18 protein-coding genes and 1 tRNA gene are annotated in these 21,355 nt (G+C 66.8%); 5 read left to right on the top strand and 14 right to left on the bottom strand.

Annotated features, from left to right (window positions below; all coding sequences use genetic code 11):
- The first annotated feature begins 3 nt into the window (after positions 1–3).
- The 3 genes from WKW77_RS08655 (at position 4) to WKW77_RS08645 (ending at position 1,573) form a co-directional block, all read left to right on the top strand.
- Positions 4–1,011: a class 1 fructose-bisphosphatase gene (locus WKW77_RS08655; RefSeq protein WP_340356449.1), complete on the top strand. Its 1,008-nt coding sequence runs from the start codon at positions 4–6 to the stop codon at positions 1,009–1,011.
- An 11-nt stretch (positions 1,012–1,022) separates the two neighbouring features.
- Positions 1,023–1,098 (top strand) — tRNA-Thr (locus WKW77_RS08650).
- Positions 1,099–1,231: 133 nt separating this feature from the next.
- Entirely contained in the window at positions 1,232–1,573 is a 342-nt protein-coding gene (locus WKW77_RS08645) for a hypothetical protein (RefSeq protein WP_340356448.1), read from the top strand.
- 172 nt (positions 1,574–1,745) lie between these two features.
- On the opposite strand, the gene WKW77_RS08640 is transcribed toward WKW77_RS08645, so the two are convergent.
- Complete coding sequence (locus tag WKW77_RS08640) at positions 1,746–2,630, bottom strand: LysR family transcriptional regulator (protein WP_340356447.1); 885 nt, start codon at positions 2,628–2,630, stop codon at positions 1,746–1,748.
- A gap of 166 nt (positions 2,631–2,796) precedes the next feature.
- On the opposite strand from WKW77_RS08640, the gene WKW77_RS08635 reads away from it, so the two are divergent.
- Both WKW77_RS08635 and WKW77_RS08630 read left to right on the top strand, forming a co-directional pair.
- On the top strand, positions 2,797–3,774 hold the full coding sequence (locus WKW77_RS08635) for a tripartite tricarboxylate transporter substrate binding protein (protein WP_340356446.1): 978 nt from the start codon (positions 2,797–2,799) through the stop codon (positions 3,772–3,774).
- Between the two features lie 9 nt (positions 3,775–3,783).
- Positions 3,784–4,962 (top strand): M20 aminoacylase family protein, encoded by a 1,179-nt coding sequence (locus tag WKW77_RS08630; protein ID WP_340356445.1) that lies wholly within the window; start codon positions 3,784–3,786, stop codon positions 4,960–4,962.
- Here WKW77_RS08630 and WKW77_RS08625 read toward each other — a convergent pair whose 3' ends face one another.
- From WKW77_RS08625 to cheA, 13 genes are all read right to left on the bottom strand, one after another.
- Positions 4,963–6,051 (bottom strand): porin, encoded by a 1,089-nt coding sequence (locus WKW77_RS08625; RefSeq protein WP_340356444.1) that lies wholly within the window; start codon positions 6,049–6,051, stop codon positions 4,963–4,965.
- 62 nt (positions 6,052–6,113) lie between these two features.
- Positions 6,114–6,866, bottom strand: coding sequence for an RNA polymerase sigma factor FliA (locus WKW77_RS08620; protein ID WP_340356443.1), 753 nt, complete (start codon positions 6,864–6,866; stop codon positions 6,114–6,116).
- A 13-nt stretch (positions 6,867–6,879) separates the two neighbouring features.
- Entirely contained in the window at positions 6,880–7,692 is an 813-nt protein-coding gene (locus WKW77_RS08615; protein WP_340356442.1) for a flagellar biosynthesis protein FlhG, read from the bottom strand.
- A 10-nt stretch (positions 7,693–7,702) separates the two neighbouring features.
- Positions 7,703–10,228: a flagellar biosynthesis GTPase FlhF gene (gene flhF, locus WKW77_RS08610; RefSeq protein ID WP_340356441.1), complete on the bottom strand. Its 2,526-nt coding sequence runs from the start codon at positions 10,226–10,228 to the stop codon at positions 7,703–7,705.
- Positions 10,225–12,321: a flagellar biosynthesis protein FlhA gene (gene flhA, locus WKW77_RS08605; RefSeq protein ID WP_340356440.1), complete on the bottom strand. Its 2,097-nt coding sequence runs from the start codon at positions 12,319–12,321 to the stop codon at positions 10,225–10,227. Before flhA ends, flhF begins: the two co-directional genes overlap by 4 nt.
- On the bottom strand, positions 12,318–13,463 hold the full coding sequence (gene flhB, locus WKW77_RS08600; RefSeq protein WP_340356439.1) for a flagellar biosynthesis protein FlhB: 1,146 nt from the start codon (positions 13,461–13,463) through the stop codon (positions 12,318–12,320). The genes flhA and flhB overlap by 4 nt, the downstream gene beginning before the upstream one ends.
- A gap of 426 nt (positions 13,464–13,889) precedes the next feature.
- Positions 13,890–14,531: a protein phosphatase CheZ gene (cheZ, locus tag WKW77_RS08595; protein WP_340356438.1), complete on the bottom strand. Its 642-nt coding sequence runs from the start codon at positions 14,529–14,531 to the stop codon at positions 13,890–13,892.
- 39 nt (positions 14,532–14,570) lie between these two features.
- Complete coding sequence (gene cheY, locus WKW77_RS08590) at positions 14,571–14,957, bottom strand: chemotaxis response regulator CheY (protein WP_184529189.1); 387 nt, start codon at positions 14,955–14,957, stop codon at positions 14,571–14,573.
- 172 nt (positions 14,958–15,129) lie between these two features.
- Positions 15,130–16,155: a protein-glutamate methylesterase/protein-glutamine glutaminase gene (locus WKW77_RS08585; protein ID WP_422823164.1), complete on the bottom strand. Its 1,026-nt coding sequence runs from the start codon at positions 16,153–16,155 to the stop codon at positions 15,130–15,132.
- A 65-nt stretch (positions 16,156–16,220) separates the two neighbouring features.
- Positions 16,221–16,886, bottom strand: coding sequence for a chemoreceptor glutamine deamidase CheD (cheD, locus tag WKW77_RS08580; RefSeq protein WP_340356436.1), 666 nt, complete (start codon positions 16,884–16,886; stop codon positions 16,221–16,223).
- On the bottom strand, positions 16,883–17,725 hold the full coding sequence (locus WKW77_RS08575; RefSeq protein ID WP_340356435.1) for a CheR family methyltransferase: 843 nt from the start codon (positions 17,723–17,725) through the stop codon (positions 16,883–16,885). Before WKW77_RS08575 ends, cheD begins: the two co-directional genes overlap by 4 nt.
- 115 nt (positions 17,726–17,840) lie before the next feature.
- A complete protein-coding gene (locus tag WKW77_RS08570; RefSeq protein ID WP_340356434.1) occupies positions 17,841–19,172 on the bottom strand; it encodes an EAL and HDOD domain-containing protein in 1,332 nt (443 codons plus the stop codon).
- Positions 19,173–19,248: 76 nt separating this feature from the next.
- Positions 19,249–21,345: a chemotaxis protein CheA gene (gene cheA, locus WKW77_RS08565; protein WP_340356433.1), complete on the bottom strand. Its 2,097-nt coding sequence runs from the start codon at positions 21,343–21,345 to the stop codon at positions 19,249–19,251.
- Positions 21,346–21,355: the final 10 nt, after the last annotated feature.

The following is a 21,355-nucleotide window of genomic DNA, read 5'->3' as shown; positions in this document are numbered from 1 at the left end:
TACATGGCTCAAAAGATTTCACTCACCCGCTACCTCGTCGAGCAGCAACGCGCCGACGGACTCATTCCCGGCCAGCTCCGCCTGCTGCTCGAAGTGGTCGCCCGCGCCTGCAAGAGCATCAGCCAGGCGGTCAACAAGGGCGCGCTCGGCGGCGTGCTCGGCAGCGCCGACAGCGAGAACGTGCAGGGCGAAGTCCAGAAGAGGCTCGACATCATCGCCAACGAGGTGCTGATCGAGGCCAACGAATGGGGCGGCCACCTCGCCGCCATGGCCAGCGAGGAAATGGACAGCATCTACGTGGTGCCCAACCGCTACCCGCAGGGCGAATACCTGCTGCTGTTCGATCCCCTCGATGGCTCCAGCAACATCGACGTGAACGTCAGCATCGGCACCATCTTCAGCGTGCTCAAGAAGCCTGACGACACGCCCGGGGTGCAGGAGTCGGACTTTCTCCAGGCCGGCAGCAAGCAGGTGGCCGCAGGTTATTGCATCTACGGCCCGCAGACCACGCTGGTGCTCACCGTCGGCAACGGCGTCGCGATGTTCACGCTCGACCGCGAGCAGGGTTCCTTCATGCTGACGCAGGAAGACATCAAGATCCCGGCCGACACCAAGGAATTCGCGATCAACATGAGCAACATGCGCCACTGGGACGCCCCGGTGAAGCGCTACATCGACGAATGCCTGGCCGGCAAGGACGGCCCGCGCGGCAAGGACTTCAACATGCGCTGGATCGCCAGCATGGTCGCCGACGTGCACCGCATCCTGATGCGCGGCGGCGTCTTCATGTATCCGTGGGACAAGCGCGAGCCCGAAAAGGCCGGCAAGCTGCGCCTCATGTACGAAGCCAACCCCATGAGCTGGCTCGTGGAACAGGCCGGCGGCGCCGCGACCAACGGGCGGCAACGCATCCTCGACATCGCGCCGACCAAGCTGCACGAACGGGTCGCTGTGGTTTTGGGGTCAAAAAATGAGGTCGAGCGCGTGACGGGCTATCACGAACCGCTATAATCGAGGGCTTAGCCGGTGTAGCTCAGTCGGTAGAGCAGCTCATTCGTAATGAGAAGGTCGGGTGTTCGAATCATCTCTCCGGCACCAATGTAGAAAAGGGTTTGTTGCTATCAAGAATGCAGCAGACCCTTTTCCTTTTTTGTGGCCTGTGACGATGCGGCCTCCCTGCAGCCTTGGCACCCCGGTGCCCGCATCGCACACCTATCGACAGGAGTCGCCCTTGAGCCTCGATCGATCCTCTTTCTTCCAGTTGGCCGCTGCCGGTGCTGCGGCGACCGCCCTGCTTCTTGCCGCACCGGCCCATGCCGCCGACGTGAGCGTGGGTGTGGGCATCAATCTCCCGGGCGTGCTCCCTGTGGTTCCTGCGCCTGCCCCCGTGTACGTCCCGGCGCCGGTCTATGTCGCTCCGCCGCGTCCGGTCTACGTTGCTCCGCCTCCGGTCTATGTCGCGCCGCCTCCGGTCTACTACCGCCCCGCGCCGGGCTACTACTACAAGGACGATCACGGCCATCGCCACAGGGATCATGGTCGGCACGAAGGCCGGCACCACGATCGGGATTGAATCCGAGCGTCGCGGGCGTCGCTTTAGGAACAGTCTGATGGACCGCGTCAAGCGCGACCGATAAAGTTCAGCTTCTTCGCCGGTCCGGTGAAGATCACTCGAAATCAGGCTGTCACACACGAGAAGAGAGCGGCGAGATCATCCAAAAGATGATCTCGCCCGTACCCTCGGTTCAGTCGTGCATCAGCTCCTGCATCAACTCCCTCACGATCGACAAGCCCGGCGCCTCGGTGCGGCGCCGCAGGGTCACCAGGCCGAAGCGGGCCACACGATCGATCGGCGGAGTCATCTTCAGTTCGACCAGGTCCGGCGCGGCGGCGCGAATCGCCAATAGCACCGCGTCGCTCCGACGGGCCACGTCGACCAGGCTCGCTACCTCTTCGCATTGCACCGTGACGCACCGCTCCGGGTGCGCCTCGGGGCCGTAGGTTTCGATCAAGCCGCGCGCGACCTCGTCGCTCAGCGGCGTCGACGCGATCGGATAGCGCTGCACCGCCTCGAATGTCACGCCCTTGCGCAAGCGCGTCAGCGGATGGCCGCGCCGGCACATGAAGACGCCGCGCATCTCGCGCAGCTCGCTGACGAGCAGATCGTCCGCCGGCTGGAGCGAACGGGCATCGACCACCAGGGCATCCAGCAGACGGTCGCGCAACGACTGCGCCAGCATGTCCGTCCCGCCGCGCGCGATGACCACCCGCACTTTAGGATGCCGCGTCGCCATGCGCATGAGCAGCGGCGTCATCAGCATCGCGCCGGGGCCCGAGCCCATGCCGATGCGAAGCACGCCGCCCCGCCCCTCGCGCATGCGGCGGCCGCTGTCACGCAGTTCGCCCGCCTCGAACACGAGCTGCTTCGCACGCTCCACCACCTCGCGGCCGAAGGCGGTGAGTTCGATTCGCCGCCCGACCCGGTCGAACAGGAGCATGCCGAGTTCGTCCTCCAGCGCGCGGATGCTCCGGCTGAGCGCCGGCTGCGTGATGTAGAGGGACTGCGCGGACTTGCTGAACGACCCGCTCTCCGCCAGCGAGATCAGGTGCCGGAGCTGGACCAGCGTCATGGAAAACCTCGCATCGATCTATGCATTGAACTCATGCTATTTCGCACAACAATGCATTGGATGTTCTCATGACTGGCTCCTACGATGCGAGCGCGGTCCGTTTTTTTGGTCACGCCAACGTCATCCAACACACGCAGACGCTCACGCCAGCGCACCCAGGAGTCACATGAAACAGTTCTTCCAGCGTTCGATCGCCGGTCTGCTCCTGGCAGCGGCCGGCACCGTCTTCGCTCAGGCCTATCCGACCAAGACGGTCAATCTCATGGTGCCCTACCCCGCGGGCGGCCCGTCCGACGCGGCGGCGCGCATCTTCACCACCCCGCTCGGCAAGGAGCTGGGGCAGCCGGTGATCGTCGAGAACCTGGGCGGCGCTGCCGGCGCGATCGCCGCACAGAAGGTGCTCTCGGCGCCGGCCGACGGCTACTACCTCTTCCAGGGCTCGCCCAATGAAGTCATCCTGGCGCCGCTGGCCAACGCGGCGGTCAAGCTCAAGGCCGAAGACTTCCGGCTGGTGCATCCGATGACCGATGCGGTGATGGTCTTCGTCGCGCGCAAGGACCTGCCGGCCAACAGCGTCGACGAGCTGATCGCGCTCGCGCGCAAGTCCAAGGACAAGCCGCTCACCTACGGCAGCGTCGGCGTCGGCTCGCTCTATCACCTGATCATGGAAGACGTGCAGCACCGCACCGGCACGCAGATGATCCACGCGCCCTACAAGGGCAACGCGCCGCTGCTGACCGACATCGGCGGCGGCCAGGTCGATTTCGCGGTGCTGGTCTACAGCGCGGCGATGGGTGCGATGGCCGATCAGGGCCGCCTCAAGGTCATCGGCCAGCTCGGCGGACAGCGCTCCGAACTGCTCAAGGACGTGCCGACGGTGAGCGAAGGCAAGGAGCTCAAGGACTTCTCCTACAAGATCTGGAGCGGCTTCATGGTGCCGAAGAACACGCCGGAAGACGTGGTGCAGCGCCTGCACAAGGCCATCGGCGCGACGCTGAAGGATCCGGCGGTGCGTTCGCAACTGGCGGTTCAGACCCAGCTTGCCTCGCCGCAGATGTCGCTGGCGGAAGCCGCGAAGTTCTACGAAACCGAAATCGCCCGCTACCGCGCGATCGCGAAGTCCATCAACCTGCAGCCGCAGTAAGGAAGCCCGATGACCACCTCCCTGCTCGATCAACTGCACCAACAGGCCGACGAATTCATCGGGCTGCGCCGCGACATCCACCAGCACCCCGAACTCGCCTTCGACGAGCACCGAACCTCCTCGCTGGTGGCCGAGAAGCTCGCAGCGTGGGGCTACGAGGTCGAACGTGGCCTCGGCGGCACGGGTCTCGTCGGGCGCATGGTCCGCGGCAACGGTAAGCGTCGTCTCGGCATCCGCGCCGACATGGACGCCCTGCCGATCGACGAAGCAACCGGCCTTGCCTATTCGAGCAGCCATGCCGGCGTGATGCACGCCTGCGGGCACGACGGCCACACCGCGATGCTGCTCGCAGCCGCGCACCATCTGGCCCATCGCGGCCGCTTCGACGGCACGCTGAATCTCATCTTCCAGCCGGCCGAGGAAGGCGGTGGCGGCGCACTGCGCATGATGGAAGACGGCCTCTTCGACAAGTACCCTTGCGACGCGGTCTTCGCGATGCACAACATGCCGGGCATGCCGCAGGGCCGGCTGGTGCTGCGCGAGGGTGCGGCGATGGCCTCGTCGGACTACGCCACGGTCACGCTGACCGGCGTCGGCGGACACGGGGCGCTGCCGCACCGCACCGCCGATCCCATCGTGGCCGCCGCGAGCATCGTGATGGCGCTGCAGACCATCGTGTCGCGCAACATCGATCCGCTGCAGATGGCGGTGGTCACGGTCGGCGCGATTCATTCCGGCAAGGCCAACAACGTGATCCCGCAAACGGCGACGCTCGAACTCAGCGTGCGTGCACTCGACCGCGAGGTGCGCAGCACGCTGGAGAAGCGCATCAAGTCGGTGATCCGGTCCCAGGCCGAGAGCTTCGATGTGCAGGCGAAGATCGAGTGGCGGCCCGGCTACGCGGTGCTGGTCAACACGCCGGAAGAAACCGCCTTCGCGCGCGAGGTGGCGACCGAACTGGTCGGCGCCGATCGCGTGACGCTCCAGGGACAGCCGCTGTCGGGCAGCGAGGACTTCGCGTTCATGCTGGAGAAGGTCCCGGGCTGCTACGTGCTGATCGGCAACGGCGACGGCGACAGCCACGGCGCCTGCATGGTCCACAACCCGGGCTACGACTTCAACGACGCCAACGTCGCGGTCGGCTCCGCGTACTGGGTGCTGCTGGCCGAACGCTTCCTGCGCGCCTGATCAGAAGGCGAGCTTCATGCCAAGGTCGTAGCCGCTCGAGCTGCGATTCGGATCGGTCAGGCTGCCGTTCACCGCGGTCGTCGATCCGCCGCTGTTGCTCACGCGCGCATAGGTGGCGTAGAGGGCGGTGCGCTTCGAGAAGTTGTAGACGTAGCCGAACGCCCACTTGCGCGCCGTCGGATCGCCCGTTGCATCGGTGCCGTAGGTGGACCACGAGACCTTGAACTGGTCGAAGCCGACCGGCACGACCGCGCCGACCAGGTAGCCCGTCGCGGTGATCTCCGGGAGCTTGTCCACCTTGTCGCGGTAGTAGCCGCCCATGACCTTCACCACCTTGAAGTCCCACGAAACGCCGAGGTTGGCCGAGTCGATGTCGCCGCTGGTGGCGGTGCGCGCGAACTTCGTCCTGCCTGCCGCCAGGGCGATCGCGAACGGTCCGGTGGCATAGCCGACACGTCCGCTGTAGCCGGTGCCGTCGTGCTCGATCGGCGCAGGCGACCCGTTCTCGCCGAAGTAGTACTGCACTTCGCCGAAGAAGCCGCCGAGATTGGGCGGCAGGTAGTACGCAATGATGTTCGACGCACGCGTGGACGTGGGCCCGCCGATCGATCCGGCCTGCGGCTGGCTGGTGCCGGCGCCGTTGTTGCTGAAGGGGTCGACGTCGGTCCGGTTCCGGTAGTGCGCCGTGAAGTCGCGGCCCGCGCGCATCTCGCCCCAGAAGTCCATCAGGCTCACAGTCGCACGGCGGTTGAAGTTGAATCCGCCGACCGAGCCGTTCGGCTGGTTGTTGGTGTTCGTGGTTCCGGTGGAGCCATCGTCGATGTTCAGGCCCGCTTCCAGCCAGTACCCCGCGGCCATTCCGCCGCCGAGATCCTCGACGCCGCGAAACCCGAGCCGCGATGCCGTGTTGCCGCCGCTGTAGAGCTGGGACTTGCTCGCGATGCTGCCGGTGCCGTAGCCGTAGGTCACGTCCGCGATGCCGAAGAGCGTGACGCTGCTGCCGTCGCTGGAACTCTGGACCGCGCTCGTCTGCGCTGACGCAATGCCGGCCGCGCACAGCGCGCCCCATGCGATGGTGGCTCTCCTCATCTCGGCATCCCTCCGGACCTTGGTTGGCACTCCGGCGGCATGATAGACGAGCGTCCGACGCGCTACAGCAGCTCTTTCAATCGTGCCCGCAGCCGGCTGATGGCCTGGCTGTGAAGCTGGCACACGCGGCTCTGGCTCACTTCGAGGATTGCGCCGATCTCGCGCAGGTTCAGCTCCTCCTCGTAGTAGAGGTTCAGCAGCAGCTGGTCGCGCTCGGGCAACTGCTGGATCGCATCCACCAGCTGATGACGGAAGCCGCTTTCGAGCAATTGCTCCAGCGGGTCGTCGCTGCTGCGCTGGCTGCGCCGCGCGTCCTGCGCGTGCAGGTCGATGAAGGGGTTCTCGGCTTCGCCCTTGGCGAAATCCTCGACGTAGAGAAGCTGGCAGCCCTGGATCTCCTGCAGGAGCGACTGGTAGGCCTCCAGGTCCACCTTCAGCTCCCTGGCGATCTCGCCCTCGGTGGGCGGACGGCCGAGGCGATGCTCGAGCTTCTGGATGGCCCTCTCCACATTTCGGGCCGACTGGCGCAGGCCGCGCGAGCCCCAGTCGCTGGAGCGCAGTTCGTCGAGCATCGCGCCGCGGATGCGCTGGCTCACGAAGGTCTCGAACTGCGCACCCTTGTTGTCCTGGTAGCGGCTCGACGCATCCAGCAGGCCGATCATGCCGGCCTGGATCAGATCGTCGAGTTCGACGCTGGCGGGGAGCTTGGCGATCATCTGCAGCGCGATGCGGCGCACCAGCGGCTGATGCTGCTGCAGCAGATGGGACTTCTCGATGGTTCCCTGGGCGGTGTACACGTGCGGTCCTTGTTGCATTGGTTGATCTGGTTCAGGCGGCGGCCGCGCTCGGCATGTGGAGTGCGCGCGGCGCAGGCATCGCGATGCGGCTGTCGTTCTTGGCATGGCCGTTCGCGCGCGCGCCGCGTGCGGGTGCGCGCCACGGCCAGCCCAGCACGTCGACCGCGATGCGGCGGAAGTCCATCGAGGCCGGGCTCGCCGGAAACGCTTCCACCACCGTCCGGCCGAGACGACGGGCATCGGCATGGTGCGCATCGGCGCGAACCCAGCCCGCGGGCTCCAGCGACACCGCGAGATAGCGGCTGCCGGTGTTCGCAAGGTTGGTCATGATCTTCTGCGCCTCGACCGCGCCCGACGCGCGGTTGACAAGGAGGCGGATCTGCATCAGGCCGTGCGCGTAGTGCAGGCGCTTGATGCCCGCGTAGGCCGCGGTGATCGACGGGGCGTTCGACTGCAGCACCAACACCAGTTCGTCGGCCTGCTGCGCGAGCGGCGACAGACGGCCTTCGTCGTCGAGCGCGGCGTCGATCAGCACCACGCCGCCGTGGCGAAGCGTCCTCGGATCGCAGGGCGGATGCGGCGGCGGCCGCACCTCCACGCCGCATTCGGCGGCCATGCCCGGCACGTCGACGCCCCACACCGAAGCGGCCGAAGCGTCATCGGCGTCCTGCTCGTCGATGAGCGACACATCCTTGCCCTGGTGCACCAGCGCCGCTGCGAGATTCATCGCGGTGGTGGTCGCGCCATCGCCGCGGCTCATGCCCGCGATCGCGATGACGCGCGTCGGCGTGTTCGCCAGGAGGCGGCGCAGTCCGTCCGCCTGATCCGCAACCCGCTTGCTCATGCAGTGCTCCTCACGCCTGCTTTTCGATGGCGCGCAGTTGCGGCTGCATCGGCGCGGTGGACTCGGTGCCGAGCGCCTCCAGCAGCACGAAGAGCTTGCTCACGCCCACGTACAGAGCATTGCCGGTGAGCGGCCGGCCCGACTTCGCGGGACGCCCGGTCAACTGGTTGAGCAGCATGCGCGCGCGGTCCGCCCACTCGCCCCGCGCGTGCAGCAGTCGCCACGCGGTGGTGGTCACCTGGCCCGCGATCAGCAGGCGCTTGAGCATGTCCGGATCGCCCAGCTCGCCCATTCCGCCCGCGAGCTGCAGCCCCTGGCGGATGAGGCGGAAGCACGGCTCCGCGTCGGCCGCCCAGGCCTGCCACTGCGCGAGCTGACGCGCGCTGACGCGCATGTCCGCGTTCGACAGCATGCAGGTCTGCGCGAGGATCTTCTGGCCGCGCTCGTCGAGCACGCGCCGCACAACGCCGCGCATCGGCGGCAGCGCGGGCTTGTCCGCAGCGACGCGCAGCTGGACCATCGCGTGGGCCTCGCATTGCATCGCCGGCTTGCCCTTGAAGACGGCCGGTACCGGCTCGCTGAATTCGGCATCGATGCGCGCCAACGCGCTCGACTCGCCGGTGCGCAGCTCGATCACGCTGGTGGAGCCGGGCACGCGGGCCAGCCATTGCTGGCTCTGCGACTGCCACTCCGCCATCAGTTCGACTGCGGGCATCCTCGGCAGCAGGTGCACCACCGGCTTGCCCAGCGACTGCCTGCCCAGCCACTGCACCTGGCGCACGCCCGGCTTGCGCCGCGCATCGCCGCCGCGCGTCCCAGCCGTCGAAAGCCACTGGTTCGGCGCCGACAGCGGCTGCCCGTGGCGATCGGACAGGAGCAGGCTGCTCTGGCATTCGTAGACATCGTCCCCGCCATTCGAACGCAGGCCCACCTGTCCCGACAGCGCGAGCACATGGCCGTCGCAACCGACGGCGATCTCGCTGCGGGCGTGCACCAAGAGGTCGTCCTGCACGGTCTTCTGGCCGATGCTCTCGTCGCCCGCATGGCGCCAGAAGCGCCGCGCGGCTTCGAAGCCGATCTGCGCACCGGCGAGCGCACCCGCGGCGGTCGCGAGTTCCTGCGCATCGTGCGCCATCGCGCGGATGAGGTTCTGGTACTGCGTGCGCAGCCGATCGGTCTCGACCTGCGCCTGCACCACTTGCGCGGACGGCGCGGCGCCTGCCGGCTCGTCGTGCATCTCGACTTCGCTTGGCACGAAGAGCGCGTTGTGGCGCCGCGGCTGGAAGACGCTGTCCACCAGCTGCGCGCGATCGGCGGGCATCAGGTTCTCGGGCACCTTCTGGCCGCTGGAGATGTAGTGCACCGGCAGGCGGTGGCGGATGACGGTGTCGATCAGCGCGCCCGGATGCGTGGACTCGTCCGTCTTCGTGAAGATGCAGCCCGCGAGCTCGTTGCCGCCGCCATGACGATAGGCGTGCACCACTTCGTTGAGCGTGTCGCCGTGGCTGGTCGCGTTGAGCAGCAGCAGCCGCTTCACCGGCCGGTGCGTGCTGCACAGCATCGCGATCTGGTCGGACACCGCGCGATCGCGCTGGCTCATGCCGACGGTATCGATGAGCACCATGTGCTTGTCGCGCAGGTCCTGCAGCACGAGGTGCAGGTCGGCCGCGTCCTTCACGCCATACACCGGCACGTCGAGGATCTGGCCGTAGATGCGCAATTGCTCGTAGGCGCCGATCCGATAGCTGTCGGTGGTCACCAATGCGAGCTTGTCGGCGCCGAAGCGCATCACGCAACGCGCGGCCAGCTTGGCGGTGGTCGTGGTCTTGCCCACGCCGGTCGGGCCCATCAGCGCATAGACGCCGCCCTGCGACAGCAGCGCATCCTCGTCCTCGTGCACCGGGAGCGCGCGGATCAGTTCCGAGCGCGCGAAGGCCATTCCTTGTGCGTAGCTCTGGCCGGTGGGCAGCTTCTCGAGCAGCGCCTTCGACAGACGCGCGCTGAAGCCTGCACCGAGCAGCGTGCGCAGCAGGCGGCCGCGCACCGGGTCCTGGCGCTGCTTGTCGTTCCACACGACGCTGGCGAGCTGTTCCTCGATCATGCCGCGCATCGAGTGGAGTTCGTTGAGCACGACGTCGGTTTGTGCCGTGGCGGGTTGCGGCTCGGGCCTGGGCTGGATCGCAGGGGCCGAAACGACCGGGACCGGCCTCGGGATGGCGGCAGCGACAGGTGCAACGGATGCAACCGGTGCCGCGGGTGCGACAGCCATCGCGGGCGCGACGAGCGGAGCCGGCGCAACCGGCGCGGCAACCTGCGGTGCAGGCGCAGTAGCCGGCTCCATCGGCGCGGCGCTCTGCAGCGCCTGCGTGACATCGCTCTCCAGCATCGCCACGATCTCGACGCCTTCGGCCGATGCGCGGTTGCTCAGGACGATGGCTTCCGCGCCGAGCGCCTCGCGCACCAGGCGCAGCGCCTCGCGGCTGGTGGCGGCAACGAATCTGCGGGCCGTCGTCCGCACGTCTGTCGGGATACTCACGCTCTTCCTCCAATGGTGGCGGTGATCTTGATGTTGCGGGTGTCAGGGATCTCCGCGTGGGAGAGCACCTTCAGTTGAGGCAGGCTGCGCCGCAGGAAGCGCGCGAGCAGCACGCGCAGCGAGTGCTGCACCACGAGCACCGGCGCCAGGCCGATCTGCTCCTGGCGCGTGATGGCGGCCTGCGTCTGGCGCAAGAGGTTGTCGGCGAGGCCGGGTTCGATGCCGCTGCTGCTGGTCATGGCCTGCTGCAGCACAGCGTCGAGCGACGCGTCGAGGCCGATCACCTGCAGCTCGGCATCGCCCGGGAAGAGCTGCTGCGTGATCGCGCGGCCCAATGCGAGACGCACCATCGACGTGAGCTCGGTCGCATCCTTGATCGTGGGCGCATGCTCGGCGATGACGTCGAGGATGGTGCGCATGTCGCGGATCGAGACTTCCTCGTCGAGCAGGTTCTGCAGCACCTTGTGCAGCGTGCTGAGCGACACGACCTTGGGCACGAGGTCCTCGGTGAGCTTCGGTTCGGCCTTGGTGATCTGGTCGAGCAGCTGCTGCACTTCCTGCCGGCCGAGCAGTTCCGCCGCATGGGTCTGGATCAGGTGGTTCAGGTGCGTCGCCATCACGGTGCACGCGTCGACCACCGTGTAGCCGTAGATCTGCGCCTGCTGGCGCAGGCTGCCGTCGATCCACACCGCCGGCAGGCCGAAGGCCGGGTCCGTCGTCGGCGTGCCCGGCAGGTTGCCCGTGACCTGTCCCGGGTTGATCGCCATCCATTGGTTCGGAAACGCTTCGCCGCGGCCGATCTCCACGCCCTTCAGGCTGATGACGTAGCTGTTGGGCTTGATCTCCAGGTTGTCGCGGATGTGCACCACGGGCACCAGGAAGCCGATCTCCTGCGCGATCTTCTTGCGGATGCTCTTGATGCGGCCCAGCAGCTCGCCCTGCTGCGACTGGTCCACCAGCGGGATCAGCCGGTAGCCGACTTCCATGCCGAGCGGGTCGACCATCGCCACGTCGTCCCAGCTGGCCTCGGCCGCCGCTTCGGCCGCGGGCGTCTGCGCGACCTGCACGGCAGCGCCCCGCTCCGCCGTTTCGGGCGGCTTGCGGCGCAACAATGCCCGGCCGCCCCACGCCAGAGCGCCTGCGATCAGCAGGAAAGCCAGGTTCGGCATGCCGGGGATCATCCCCATCAGGCCGATGATGCCGGCCGTGAGGAACAGCACCTGCGGGTTCGAGAACAGCTGCCCGGTGAGCTGGCGGCCGACGTCTTCCTCGGTCGTCACGCGCGACACGATCACGCCGGCCGCGGTCGAGATCACGAGCGCCGGGATCTGCGCGACCAGGCCGTCGCCGATCGCGAGCAGCGTGTACGTCGTGCCGGCGGTCGAGAAGTCCAGCCCGTGCTGCACGACGCCGACGACCAGGCCGCCGATGATGTTGATGACCATGATCATGAGGCCCGCAACCGCGTCGCCGCGCACGAACTTGCTGGCACCGTCCATCGAGCCGTAGAAGTCGGCTTCCTGCGCGACTTCGGTCCGGCGCTTGCGGGCCACGTCCTCGCCGATGAGGCCTGCGTTCAGGTCGGCATCGATCGCCATCTGCTTGCCCGGCATCGCATCGAGCATGAAGCGCGCGCCGACCTCCGCGATGCGGCCCGCACCCTTCGTGATGACCATGAAATTGATGATCACGAGGATGACGAACACCATCACGCCGACCGCGAAGTTGCCGCCGACGAGGAAGTGGCCGAAGGCCTCGATCACCTTGCCCGCCGCGTCGGGCCCGGTGTGCCCGTGCATCAGCACCACGCGCGTGGATGCGACGTTGAGCGACAGGCGCAGCAGCGTCGAGAACAGCAGCACCGCCGGGAAGGCCGCGAAATCGAGCGCCTTCATGGTGTACATGCTCACCAGCAGCACCATCACCGACATCGCGATGTTGAAGGTGAACAGCAGGTCGAGCAGGAAAGGCGGCAGCGGCAGCACCATCATGCTCAGGATGAGGATGATGAGGATCGGCCCCGCCAGCCCCTTGAACTGGTTGCCGGAGAAGAATTGCGTCGGCAGACGCATCAAGCTGGCCATGGAATTCATGCGGTCTTCGGTGTGTAGGCGAGCGCCTCGGGGATCGGCAGATCGGTCGGCGTGCGCGGCGCATCGCCGATGCCCTCGTTCTTCCAGCGCTTGAGCTGGTAGACCCAGGCGAGCACTTCGGCGACCGCCGTGTAGAGGCCGGACGGGATCTCGTCACCCAGCCGCGTGTGCTTGTAGAGCGCCCGCGTGAGCGGCGGCGCCTCGAGCACCGCCACCTTGTGTTGCACGGCGAGCTCTCGGATGCGCTGTGCGATCAGGTCCGTGCCCTTGGCGACCACGCGCGGGGCGCGCATGTCGCCGTCGATGTACTTGAGTGCGACCGCGAAGTGCGTCGGGTTGGTCACGACGATGTCGGCCTTCGGCACCTCGGACATCATCCGGCGCCGTGCGATTGCCTGCTGCTGGCGGCGGATCTGCGCCTTGATCTGCGGATCGCCTTCGCTTTCCTTGTGCTCCTGGCGCAGGTCCTCGCGCGACATGCGCAGCTTGCGGTAGTAGCTGAAGAGCTGCCACGGCACGTCGATCATCGCGACCACCAGCAGTGCGGCGGCGATCAGCGCGCAGTCGCGCGCGACCATCATGATGGTCTGGGGAATCGCGGCGCTCACCGGCAGCACCATGAGCTGCATCACGCCGTCGAGGTCGCGCGCGATCACCAGCCAGGCAACGCCGCCGATCAGCGCCGACTTCGACAGCGCCTTGACGAGTTCGACGAGCGACTGCGCCGAGAACATCCGGCCGATGCCGGCGACCGGATTGAGCTTGCCGAAGTTCGGCGACACCGCCTTGCCCGAGAACAGCCAGCCGCCGAGCATCATCGGCGCGACCACCGCGGCCACCACCATCATCACGAACAGCGGTGCGATGGCCATGAGCGCGTGCAGCACCATCGAGCCGGCCTGGACCATCATCTGCGACGGATCGAACGCCGAGTCGCGTTCGAAGCGCAGGCCCTTTTGCAGTGCACGCTCCAGGGTGCCGCCGAGCGACCCCGCGGAGAACCACAGGCCGCCCATGGCGGTGCCCAGCATGACCAGCGTGGTCAGCTCGCGGGAACGGGCGACGTTGCCTTCTTCGCGCGCCTTCTCCAGGCGCCGCGCAGAGGCAGGTTCCGTTTTTTCGAGATCGCTTTCCTCAGCCATTCATGCTCCATCGAGCATCGGTGAAGACCACCGGCTCGTGGCTGATTATTCGACCTGGGCTGCTGGAGCAATCGCCCGATCAAGGGGGGTAACTGGCTCTATCTCGGGCAATCACCGGTCGCTTTTCGGGGTGCGTGGGGAGGACACCGGGTGGTCCCCTCCGCGAATGTCCCCCGCCCTTCGGGCTCCTCCTTTATTTCGCTGCGGGGACCACCCGGCATCCTCCCCACGGGAGCCGCCGTGTTGAGCCGGCCGATAAACAACCGCGGTGACGGATCGCGCCGATGGCGTGCTCTGCGCAGCGAAATAACGGAGGAGGCCGCAGGCCGGGGGACATTCGCGGAGCAGAGTACGCCGTCGGCGTGATCCCGCCCCCACGCGTCGAACAACCGCGCGCGAAACGAAGTGAGCGAGACCGGAGCGGGTTCAGAACCCCAGGCTCGCCAGCAGATCGTCGACCTGCGACTGGTCGGTCACCGCGTCTGCATTGCCAGGCTTGATCTGCGGCCCGTTCATCAGGCTATTCGAAGCGACAATCTCCTGCCGCTTCTCGGCCGGCGAGTTGTCGATCAGCACCTGCAGCAGTTGCGTCTCGACCTCGTTGACCACTTCCATCATCTTCTTGATGACCTGCCCGGTCAGGTCCTGGAAGTCCTGCGCCATCAGGATCTCCATGAGCTGCGCATTGATCGCGCTGGCCTTTTGTGGCACGTCGCCCAGGTACTCGCGCGTGTCCGTCACGAGCTGGCGCGCGTGATCCAGCTCGATCGGGTTCTTGAACCACTCGTCCCACCGCTGGGTGAGGCCCTTGGCGTCGGCGGCGAGCCCTTCCTGCAGCGGCTGCGCGATGTCGATCGCATTCAGCGCACGATGCGCGGCGCGCTCCGTGGTTTCCGCCACGTAGTTTAGGCGGTCGCGTGCACCGGGAATCGCCTGCGCGGCCTTCTCGACCTGTTTGTCGAGGCCCAGCTCGCGCATGCCTTCACGCAGCTGCCGCGTCAGCTGCCCGATGCGGCCCAGCAACTGTTCAGCGGTGTTCCCGTGATCGTTGTCGATGGTTTGATTCATTTGATTTGCTCCGCGGCGCGCGATGCGCTCCGCAAAAGGTCACTTGGCCAGTTTTTCAAAGATCTTGGTGATCTTCTCTTCGAGGGTGGCCGCCGTGAAAGGCTTGACCACATAGCCGTTCGCGCCGGCCTGCGCGGCGGCCACGATGTTTTCCTTCTTGGCCTCGGCCGTCACCATCAGCACCGGCAGCTTCGACAGCTCCGGATCGGCGCGGATGTTCTGCAACATCGTCAGGCCGTCCATGTTGGGCATGTTCCAGTCCGACACCACGAACCCGAAGCTGCCGCCGCGCAGCTTCTCCAAGCCCGCCGCGCCGTCCTCGGCCTCGTCGACGTTGAGGAACTCGAGTTCCTTCAGAAGGTTGCGCACGATGCGCCGCATGGTCGGGAAGTCATCCACGACCAGGATCTTGATGCTCTTGTCAATCACGTTCATCGCTCCAAAAAGGTTCACTTCAACTTCACACACTCACGCCCCTATCTATCGCCCCGGCCCCATTCAGGGCACCCGCGGAACCGGCTCCGCCGGGCCGCCAGGTGCGCCCCCTGCAAGGGGGTGCAGAGCCACACGAAGTGGGCGAGGCTGGGGGTGGGCCCATCTACACACGGTTCGTTCTCGCCCCGAAGGTGCGCAGGTGGGCAAGCACACGCCGGCTCATCTCGCTCAAGGGCGCGACCTCGTCCGCCGCGCCCAATGCAATCGCTTCCTTCGGCATGCCGAAGACCACGCAGCTCGCCTCGTCCTGCGCCAGCGTGTGGGCGCCGGCCTTCTTCATGCGCAACAGGCCCTCGGCCCCGTCCTTGCCCATGCCGGTGAGGATCATTCCGATCGCGTTCTTGCCCGCATGCCGCGCCGCGGAATCGAACAGCACGTCGATCGACGGACGATGCCGGTTCACCGGCGGCTCCTGGTCGAGATGCGCGACATAGTTCGCGCCGCTGCGCGCGAGCGAGAGGTGGTAGGCGCCCGGCGCGATGTAGGCATAGCCCGGCAGCACGCGTTCCCCGTGCTCCGCTTCCTTGACGGTGATGCGGCACAGGCCGTCCAGCCGCTGCGCGAAGGACTTCGTGAATCCCGCCGGCATGTGCTGCGCGATGAGCACCGCCGGGCAATCGGGCGGCAAGGGCTGCAGCACTTCGCGGATCGCCTCCGTGCCGCCGGTCGATGCGCCGATGATGATGAGCTTCTCGGTACTCAGCAGCGGGCTGCGCAGCAGGGCTTCCTGCGCGACCTCTCCCTGCGGCTTGGCGGCCGCGCCACCGCGCGCCGCCAGCAACCGCGCGCAGGACGCGGTGCGGATCTTGCCCGCGATCAGCTCGGTGTAGTTCAGCAAGCCGTCGCGCACTCCGAGGCGCGGCTTGGTCACGAAATCGATTGCGCCCAATTCCAGGGCGCGCAGGGCGATCTCGGAGCCACGCTCGGTCAGCGACGAAACCATCACCACCGGCATCGGTCGCAGGCGCATGAGCTTCTCGAGAAACTCGAGCCCGTCCATGCGCGGCATTTCGACGTCGAGCGTCAGGACGTCCGGGTTCGTCTGCTTGATCAACTCGCGCGCGACGATCGGATCGGCGGCCGTCCCGACCACCGTCATGTCGGGCTGGCTGTTGATGATCTCGGTCATCACGCTGCGGATCAGCGCCGAATCGTCGACGCACAGCACCTTGATCTTGTTTGCGTTGTTCGTGCTCACCAGCTTCCTTTGTTCTTCGCCGATGGGCTCGTGTCGCCGGCGGCATGGTTGTTGGGCCGGAACAGGCCGGGGTTCGCGCGAGGGCTGACCAGCTTGCGAAGCAGCTCGCCCTCCTCCTGCCGAATGGTCTGCACCTCGGCCTGCCCGCGCAGCTTGCGCACCACCGCCTTGCCGCTGGCCGGGATGAAGCACACGCGCCGCGCGTACGGTCCGCGCAAGTCCTGTGCAGCGATGGCGATGCGCTCGGCACGCAGGTAGCGCAGCACGAAGTCCGCATTGCGGTCGCCGATGTTGAGCGTGGTCATGTTGGCGAGCACCGCGCCGCCGCCGAACACTTTCGCCTGGAGCCGCTCGCGGCGTGCTCCGGCGCGCAGCAGGTCGCGGATCAGCACGTCCATCGCGTAGGCGCCGTAGCGCATCGACTCGGCCTGGTCTCGCGCACTCGCGTCGCCGTCGTCCGGCAGCATGAAGTGGTTCATGCCGGCGACGCCGTTGTCGATGTCCACGAGACATGCCGACACGCATGAGCCCAGCACCGTGGTCAGCACCGTGTCGGTCGTCGTCACGTAGTACTCCGACGGCAGCAGCTTCACCGCCATGCTGCCCACGTCGCGGTCGAAGTAGTGGTGGCTTGCAACCGAACCGGGGGCGACCGGGTTCATGCCGCCACCGCCTTCGCGGCGCCGCGCGCCAGCTCGTACACCGTATGCCCCAGCGGCTTGAAGGTCTGGTTGACGAGCGACGCATTCTCCGAATGCCCGGCGAACAGCAGACCACCCGGCTTGAGCAGCGGCGCAAAGCGGTCGAGCACCTTCTTCTGCGTCGGCTTGTCGAAATAGATCATCACGTTGCGGCAGAAGATCGCGTCCACCGGCTCCTTGACCGACCACGCGGGGTCGAGCAGGTTGAGCCGAGAGAACTTCACCATCGCCGCCACTTCGGAGCGCACGCGGACCTTGCCCGCGTTCGCGCCGGTGCCCTTGTCGAAGAACCGCCGCAGCCGCTCGGGCGACAGCCGGCTGACCTGCTCGGCGGTGAACACGCCCGCCTGGCCCTTCGCCAGTACCGCGGTGTCGATGTCGGTCGCGATCACCTTCGCCGAGCTCGCGCGTGCGCCGAGGGCCTCCATCAGCGTGATCGCGAGCGAATAGGGTTCCTCGCCGGTCGAGGCGGCCGCGCACCAGACGGTGACCGGTTGCTGCACCTTGCGCACATGCTCGGCCAGCACCGGGAAGTGATGCGCCTCGCGGAAGAAGGAGGTCAGGTTCGTGGTCAGCGAATTGATGAACGACTGCCACTCGTCGCCGTCCTGGGTCGATTCGAGCATCTCCAGGTAGGCCGAGAACTCGGGCAGCCGCAGCTCGCGCAACCGCCTGGACAGACGGCTGTAGACCATCTGTCGCTTCTGCTCGCCGAGGGCGATGCCAGCACGGCGGTGGATCAGCGTTCGCACTTTGGCGAAGTCGCCGTCGGTGAAAAGGAATTCGGTGTTCACTGCCATCGTCGGTGCGTTGCTTTCAAGGTGCCTGGCGAGCCCGCCTGCGATGCATCGATCGGTGACGGGCCTGCCCTGCATGCCTGTATATCGGCAGCGAATCCCCGGGGGTTTAGGGCACTCAGGGCATTTCGAGCGCGCTGGCCTCTTGCGACCAGACCATGGCGGACAGGTGCGCGGCGTTGACCTGGCCCGCGCTGACGAACAGCGCCTCGGCCAGGCGCGGGGCGTCGCCGCTGTCCGTCTCGCAGGCTTCCACGAGCGACAGGAAGGGCGCGTAGACGCCCTTTCGCGACAGGATGGCCTGCTGCACCGATTCGGTCAGCTGCACCTTGCTCAGGACCTCTTCCATCGTCACGCCCAGGAGCTGGTCGATGAGAGAGAACATGCCGACCACGAAGAGGTTGTCCGAATCGCTCGCGGGCAGCATGCCCTGCCCCATGAGCTCGACGAAGCGGCCGCGCATGATCGCGCGCTTCATCATGAAGTGGGAACTCGTGCGATTGCTGGTCGCCAGCAGCACCGAGAGCCAGCGGAAGAGCGGCTGGTAGCCGAGCATCGAGACCGCGTGCCGAAGCGATGTGATCTCCACGCCCACGCCGATCGCCGGCGAATTGATGTGACGCAGCAGCCGGTAGGTGAGCGCCGCATCGCGCTTGAGCGCGGCCTCGATCGAGCGCACGTTCTCGTTGCGCTGGAGCATCTGCATCAGCCGCACGATCAGCAGCGACTCGGGCTGCAGCTCGCCGACCTGCTTCACCGGCGGCGGCGGCCGGCTGGCTTCGACGAACACGTCGACGCGGTGATCCGCGCAGGTCTCGAAGCGGTCCCATCCGTTCATGCGCGTCGCGATGAGCTGGATCGGCGCACGACCGACCGGCTCGCCCTCCCGCACTTCGGCAATCAGCGCCGGATCGCCCGCCCCAACGTCGAAGTGCGTGACGATCTCGAGCAGCTCCGGGTCCTGGGGCAGCGCCGGTGCGTCGCGCAGCATGAAGCCGAAGCCCTGCTCGCGCAGGAAGACCAGCATCGAGCGCGTGTCGGGATCGGCAAGGTCGTCCATGCCCATGCACAGCACCACGTTCCCCGGAGGGAGTGCCTGCAACTCGTTGTGGAACAGCGCATCGACCGTGACGTCGAGGTACACGGCCAGCCGCCCGAGGCGCCAGCCCTTGGGCGGATTGAGATGCTTGGCGATGCACTCGATCAGCGCCTTGCATTGTGCGGAGGCGTCGGCGCCACCGGTCGCATCGCGCCAGGCGAAGCGAATGCCCTGCACGCGCATCTGCGCATCGAGCTGCAACGCATAGCCCACATAGCCGTTGGCCTCCGCCTCTTCCAGCAGCGCGCTCTCCGGCGATGGCTCCTGGGTGCCGTGCGCCACCGGTGCCACCAGTTCATCGACCGCGACGTCACCCTTGGATCCCTGGCGGCGAAAGAAGTCAAAACGCATTGCAAATGTCTCCGTCAATTTCTCAGGTCAGACACCCGGTCGCGACCGGGTGCACGGGGCAATTGCATGAAGAAGCTCAAGCTTCGACGGCCGCCATCCTCGAAGCGCCGGCGAGCGCCGCCGCACTGGCGGCCTGGGCGCGCTGGATGCGCGGCATCGCGCCGACGTCGATGATGAAAGCCACGCTGCCGTCGCCGAGGATGGTGGCCGCCGAGATGCCGGGCACCTTGCGGTAGTTGGTCTCCAGGTTCTTCACCACCACCTGGTGCTGTCCGAGCAGCTCGTCCACGAGGAGCGCGAAGCGCGCGTCGTCGGCCTGCACGATCACGAGGATGCCCTGCGTCGGGTTCACCTGCGCGCCCGACACGTCGAACACGCGGTGCAGTTCGATCAGCGGCAGGTATTCGCCGCGCACCTTGATGACATGGCCGTCGCTGGTGATCGAGTGCAGGTGCTCCGGCAGCGGCTGCAGCGACTCGATCACGTAGGACAGCGGCAGGATGTAGGCCTCGTTGCCCACCTTGACCGACATGCCGTTGAGGATCGCGAGCGTGAGCGGCAGCACGATGCGGGTGGTCGTGCCATGGCCGCCGCGCGACTGGATCTCGACGTGGCCGCCCATCTCCTGGATGTTGCGCTTGACCACGTCCATGCCCACGCCGCGGCCCGAGATGTCGGTCACCTGCTCGGCAGTGGAGAAGCCGGGCGCGAAGATGAGCTGCCAGACTTCCTCGTCGGGCATCGATTCGCTCACCGCGAGCCCCTGCTGCAAGGCCTTGGCGAGGATCTTCTCGCGGTTCAGGCCGGCGCCGTCGTCGCTGACTTCGATCACGATGTTGCCGCCGTGGTGCTGCGCGGACAGCAGCAGCTGGCCCGTCGCTTCCTTGCCCTTGGCGGTGCGGATGTCGGGCGTCTCGATGCCGTGGTCGAGGCTGTTGCGCACCAGGTGCGTGAGCGGATCGACGATGCGTTCGATCAGGCCCTTGTCGAGTTCGGTCTCGCGGCCGTTGGTGTCCAGCCGCACCTGCTTGCCGAGCTTGGCGCTCACGTCGCGGATCACGCGCGGGAAGCGGCTGAAGACGTAGTCCATCGGCATCATGCGGATGGACATGACCGATTCCTGCAGATCGCGGGCGTTGCGCTCCAGATGGCCCAGGCCGCTGAGGAAGCGCTCGTAGGCGACCGGGTCGAGCATCGTCGCGGCCTGCGTGAGCATGGATTGCGTGATGACCAGTTCGCCCACGAGGTTGATGAGCTGGTCAACCTTCTCGACATCGACGCGGATCGAGCTCGATTCCTTCCCGGCCGCGGCAGCGGCTGCGGCAGGTGCGGCGGCTGCCGGAACCGGCGCTGCGGCGGCCTGCGCGCGTACGGGTGCGGCGGCCGGCGCCACAGGCGCGGCAGCGGCTGCGGCTTCCGCTGCAGCTTCGGCTGCGACGGGCTCGGCCTCGGCCGCGGGCGCAGCCACCTCGCGCGCGATGTCGATCTGCGACTCGTCGATGACGAAGCAGCACACCGCGATGATCTCGTCGGGCTCGCAGGTGGTGTCGAGCATCACGATCAACTGCTCGTTGCTGCGCGTGCGCGAGACGATCTTGCCGAGATTGGCGAGTTCGTCCGCGAGCAGTTCGCATTCGCTGTCCGACAGGCCGCTCAGGCGGATGCGCAGCGCACCGTCCGAAGCGGTCGCCTCGGGCGCGGGCGCCGCGGCAGCCACGGGCGCAGCGACTGGCGCCGGTGCAGGTGCAGGTGCAGGTGCAGGCGCCGCAGCGAGGCTCTTGCCATCGGCGGTCTCGAGCGCGAGTTTCTGCAGCACGGCGCAGATGTGCGCCACCATGTCGGGCGCGGGTTCTTTGCCAGCCTGGTAGGCGGTGAGTTGTTCTTGCAAGGCGTCCTTCGTTTCCAAAAAGGCATCGATCATGGGAGCGCTCAGGCGAAGCTGTGCATGGCGCGCCCGGTCCAGAAGGGTCTCCAGCAGATGCGTCGTTTCGGTCAACGCGGAAAAGCCGAAGGTGGCCGCGCCGCCCTTGATCGAATGGGCCGCACGAAAAATGGCATTGAGCTGTTCGATGTCCGGCGAATCGACATCGAGCTCGAGGAGCAGTTGCTCCATCTCGGCCAGAAGCTCGATGGCTTCGACGAAGAATGCTTGGGAAAACTGACTGAGGTCCATTTTTTTTGCT

The sequence above is a fragment of the Variovorax ureilyticus genome (genome assembly GCF_037889935.1).
GTDB lineage: Bacteria > Pseudomonadota > Gammaproteobacteria > Burkholderiales > Burkholderiaceae_C > Variovorax > Variovorax ureilyticus.
Note: the sequence above shows the minus strand (reverse complement) of the source record. Positions and strands in the feature narration are given on the sequence as shown.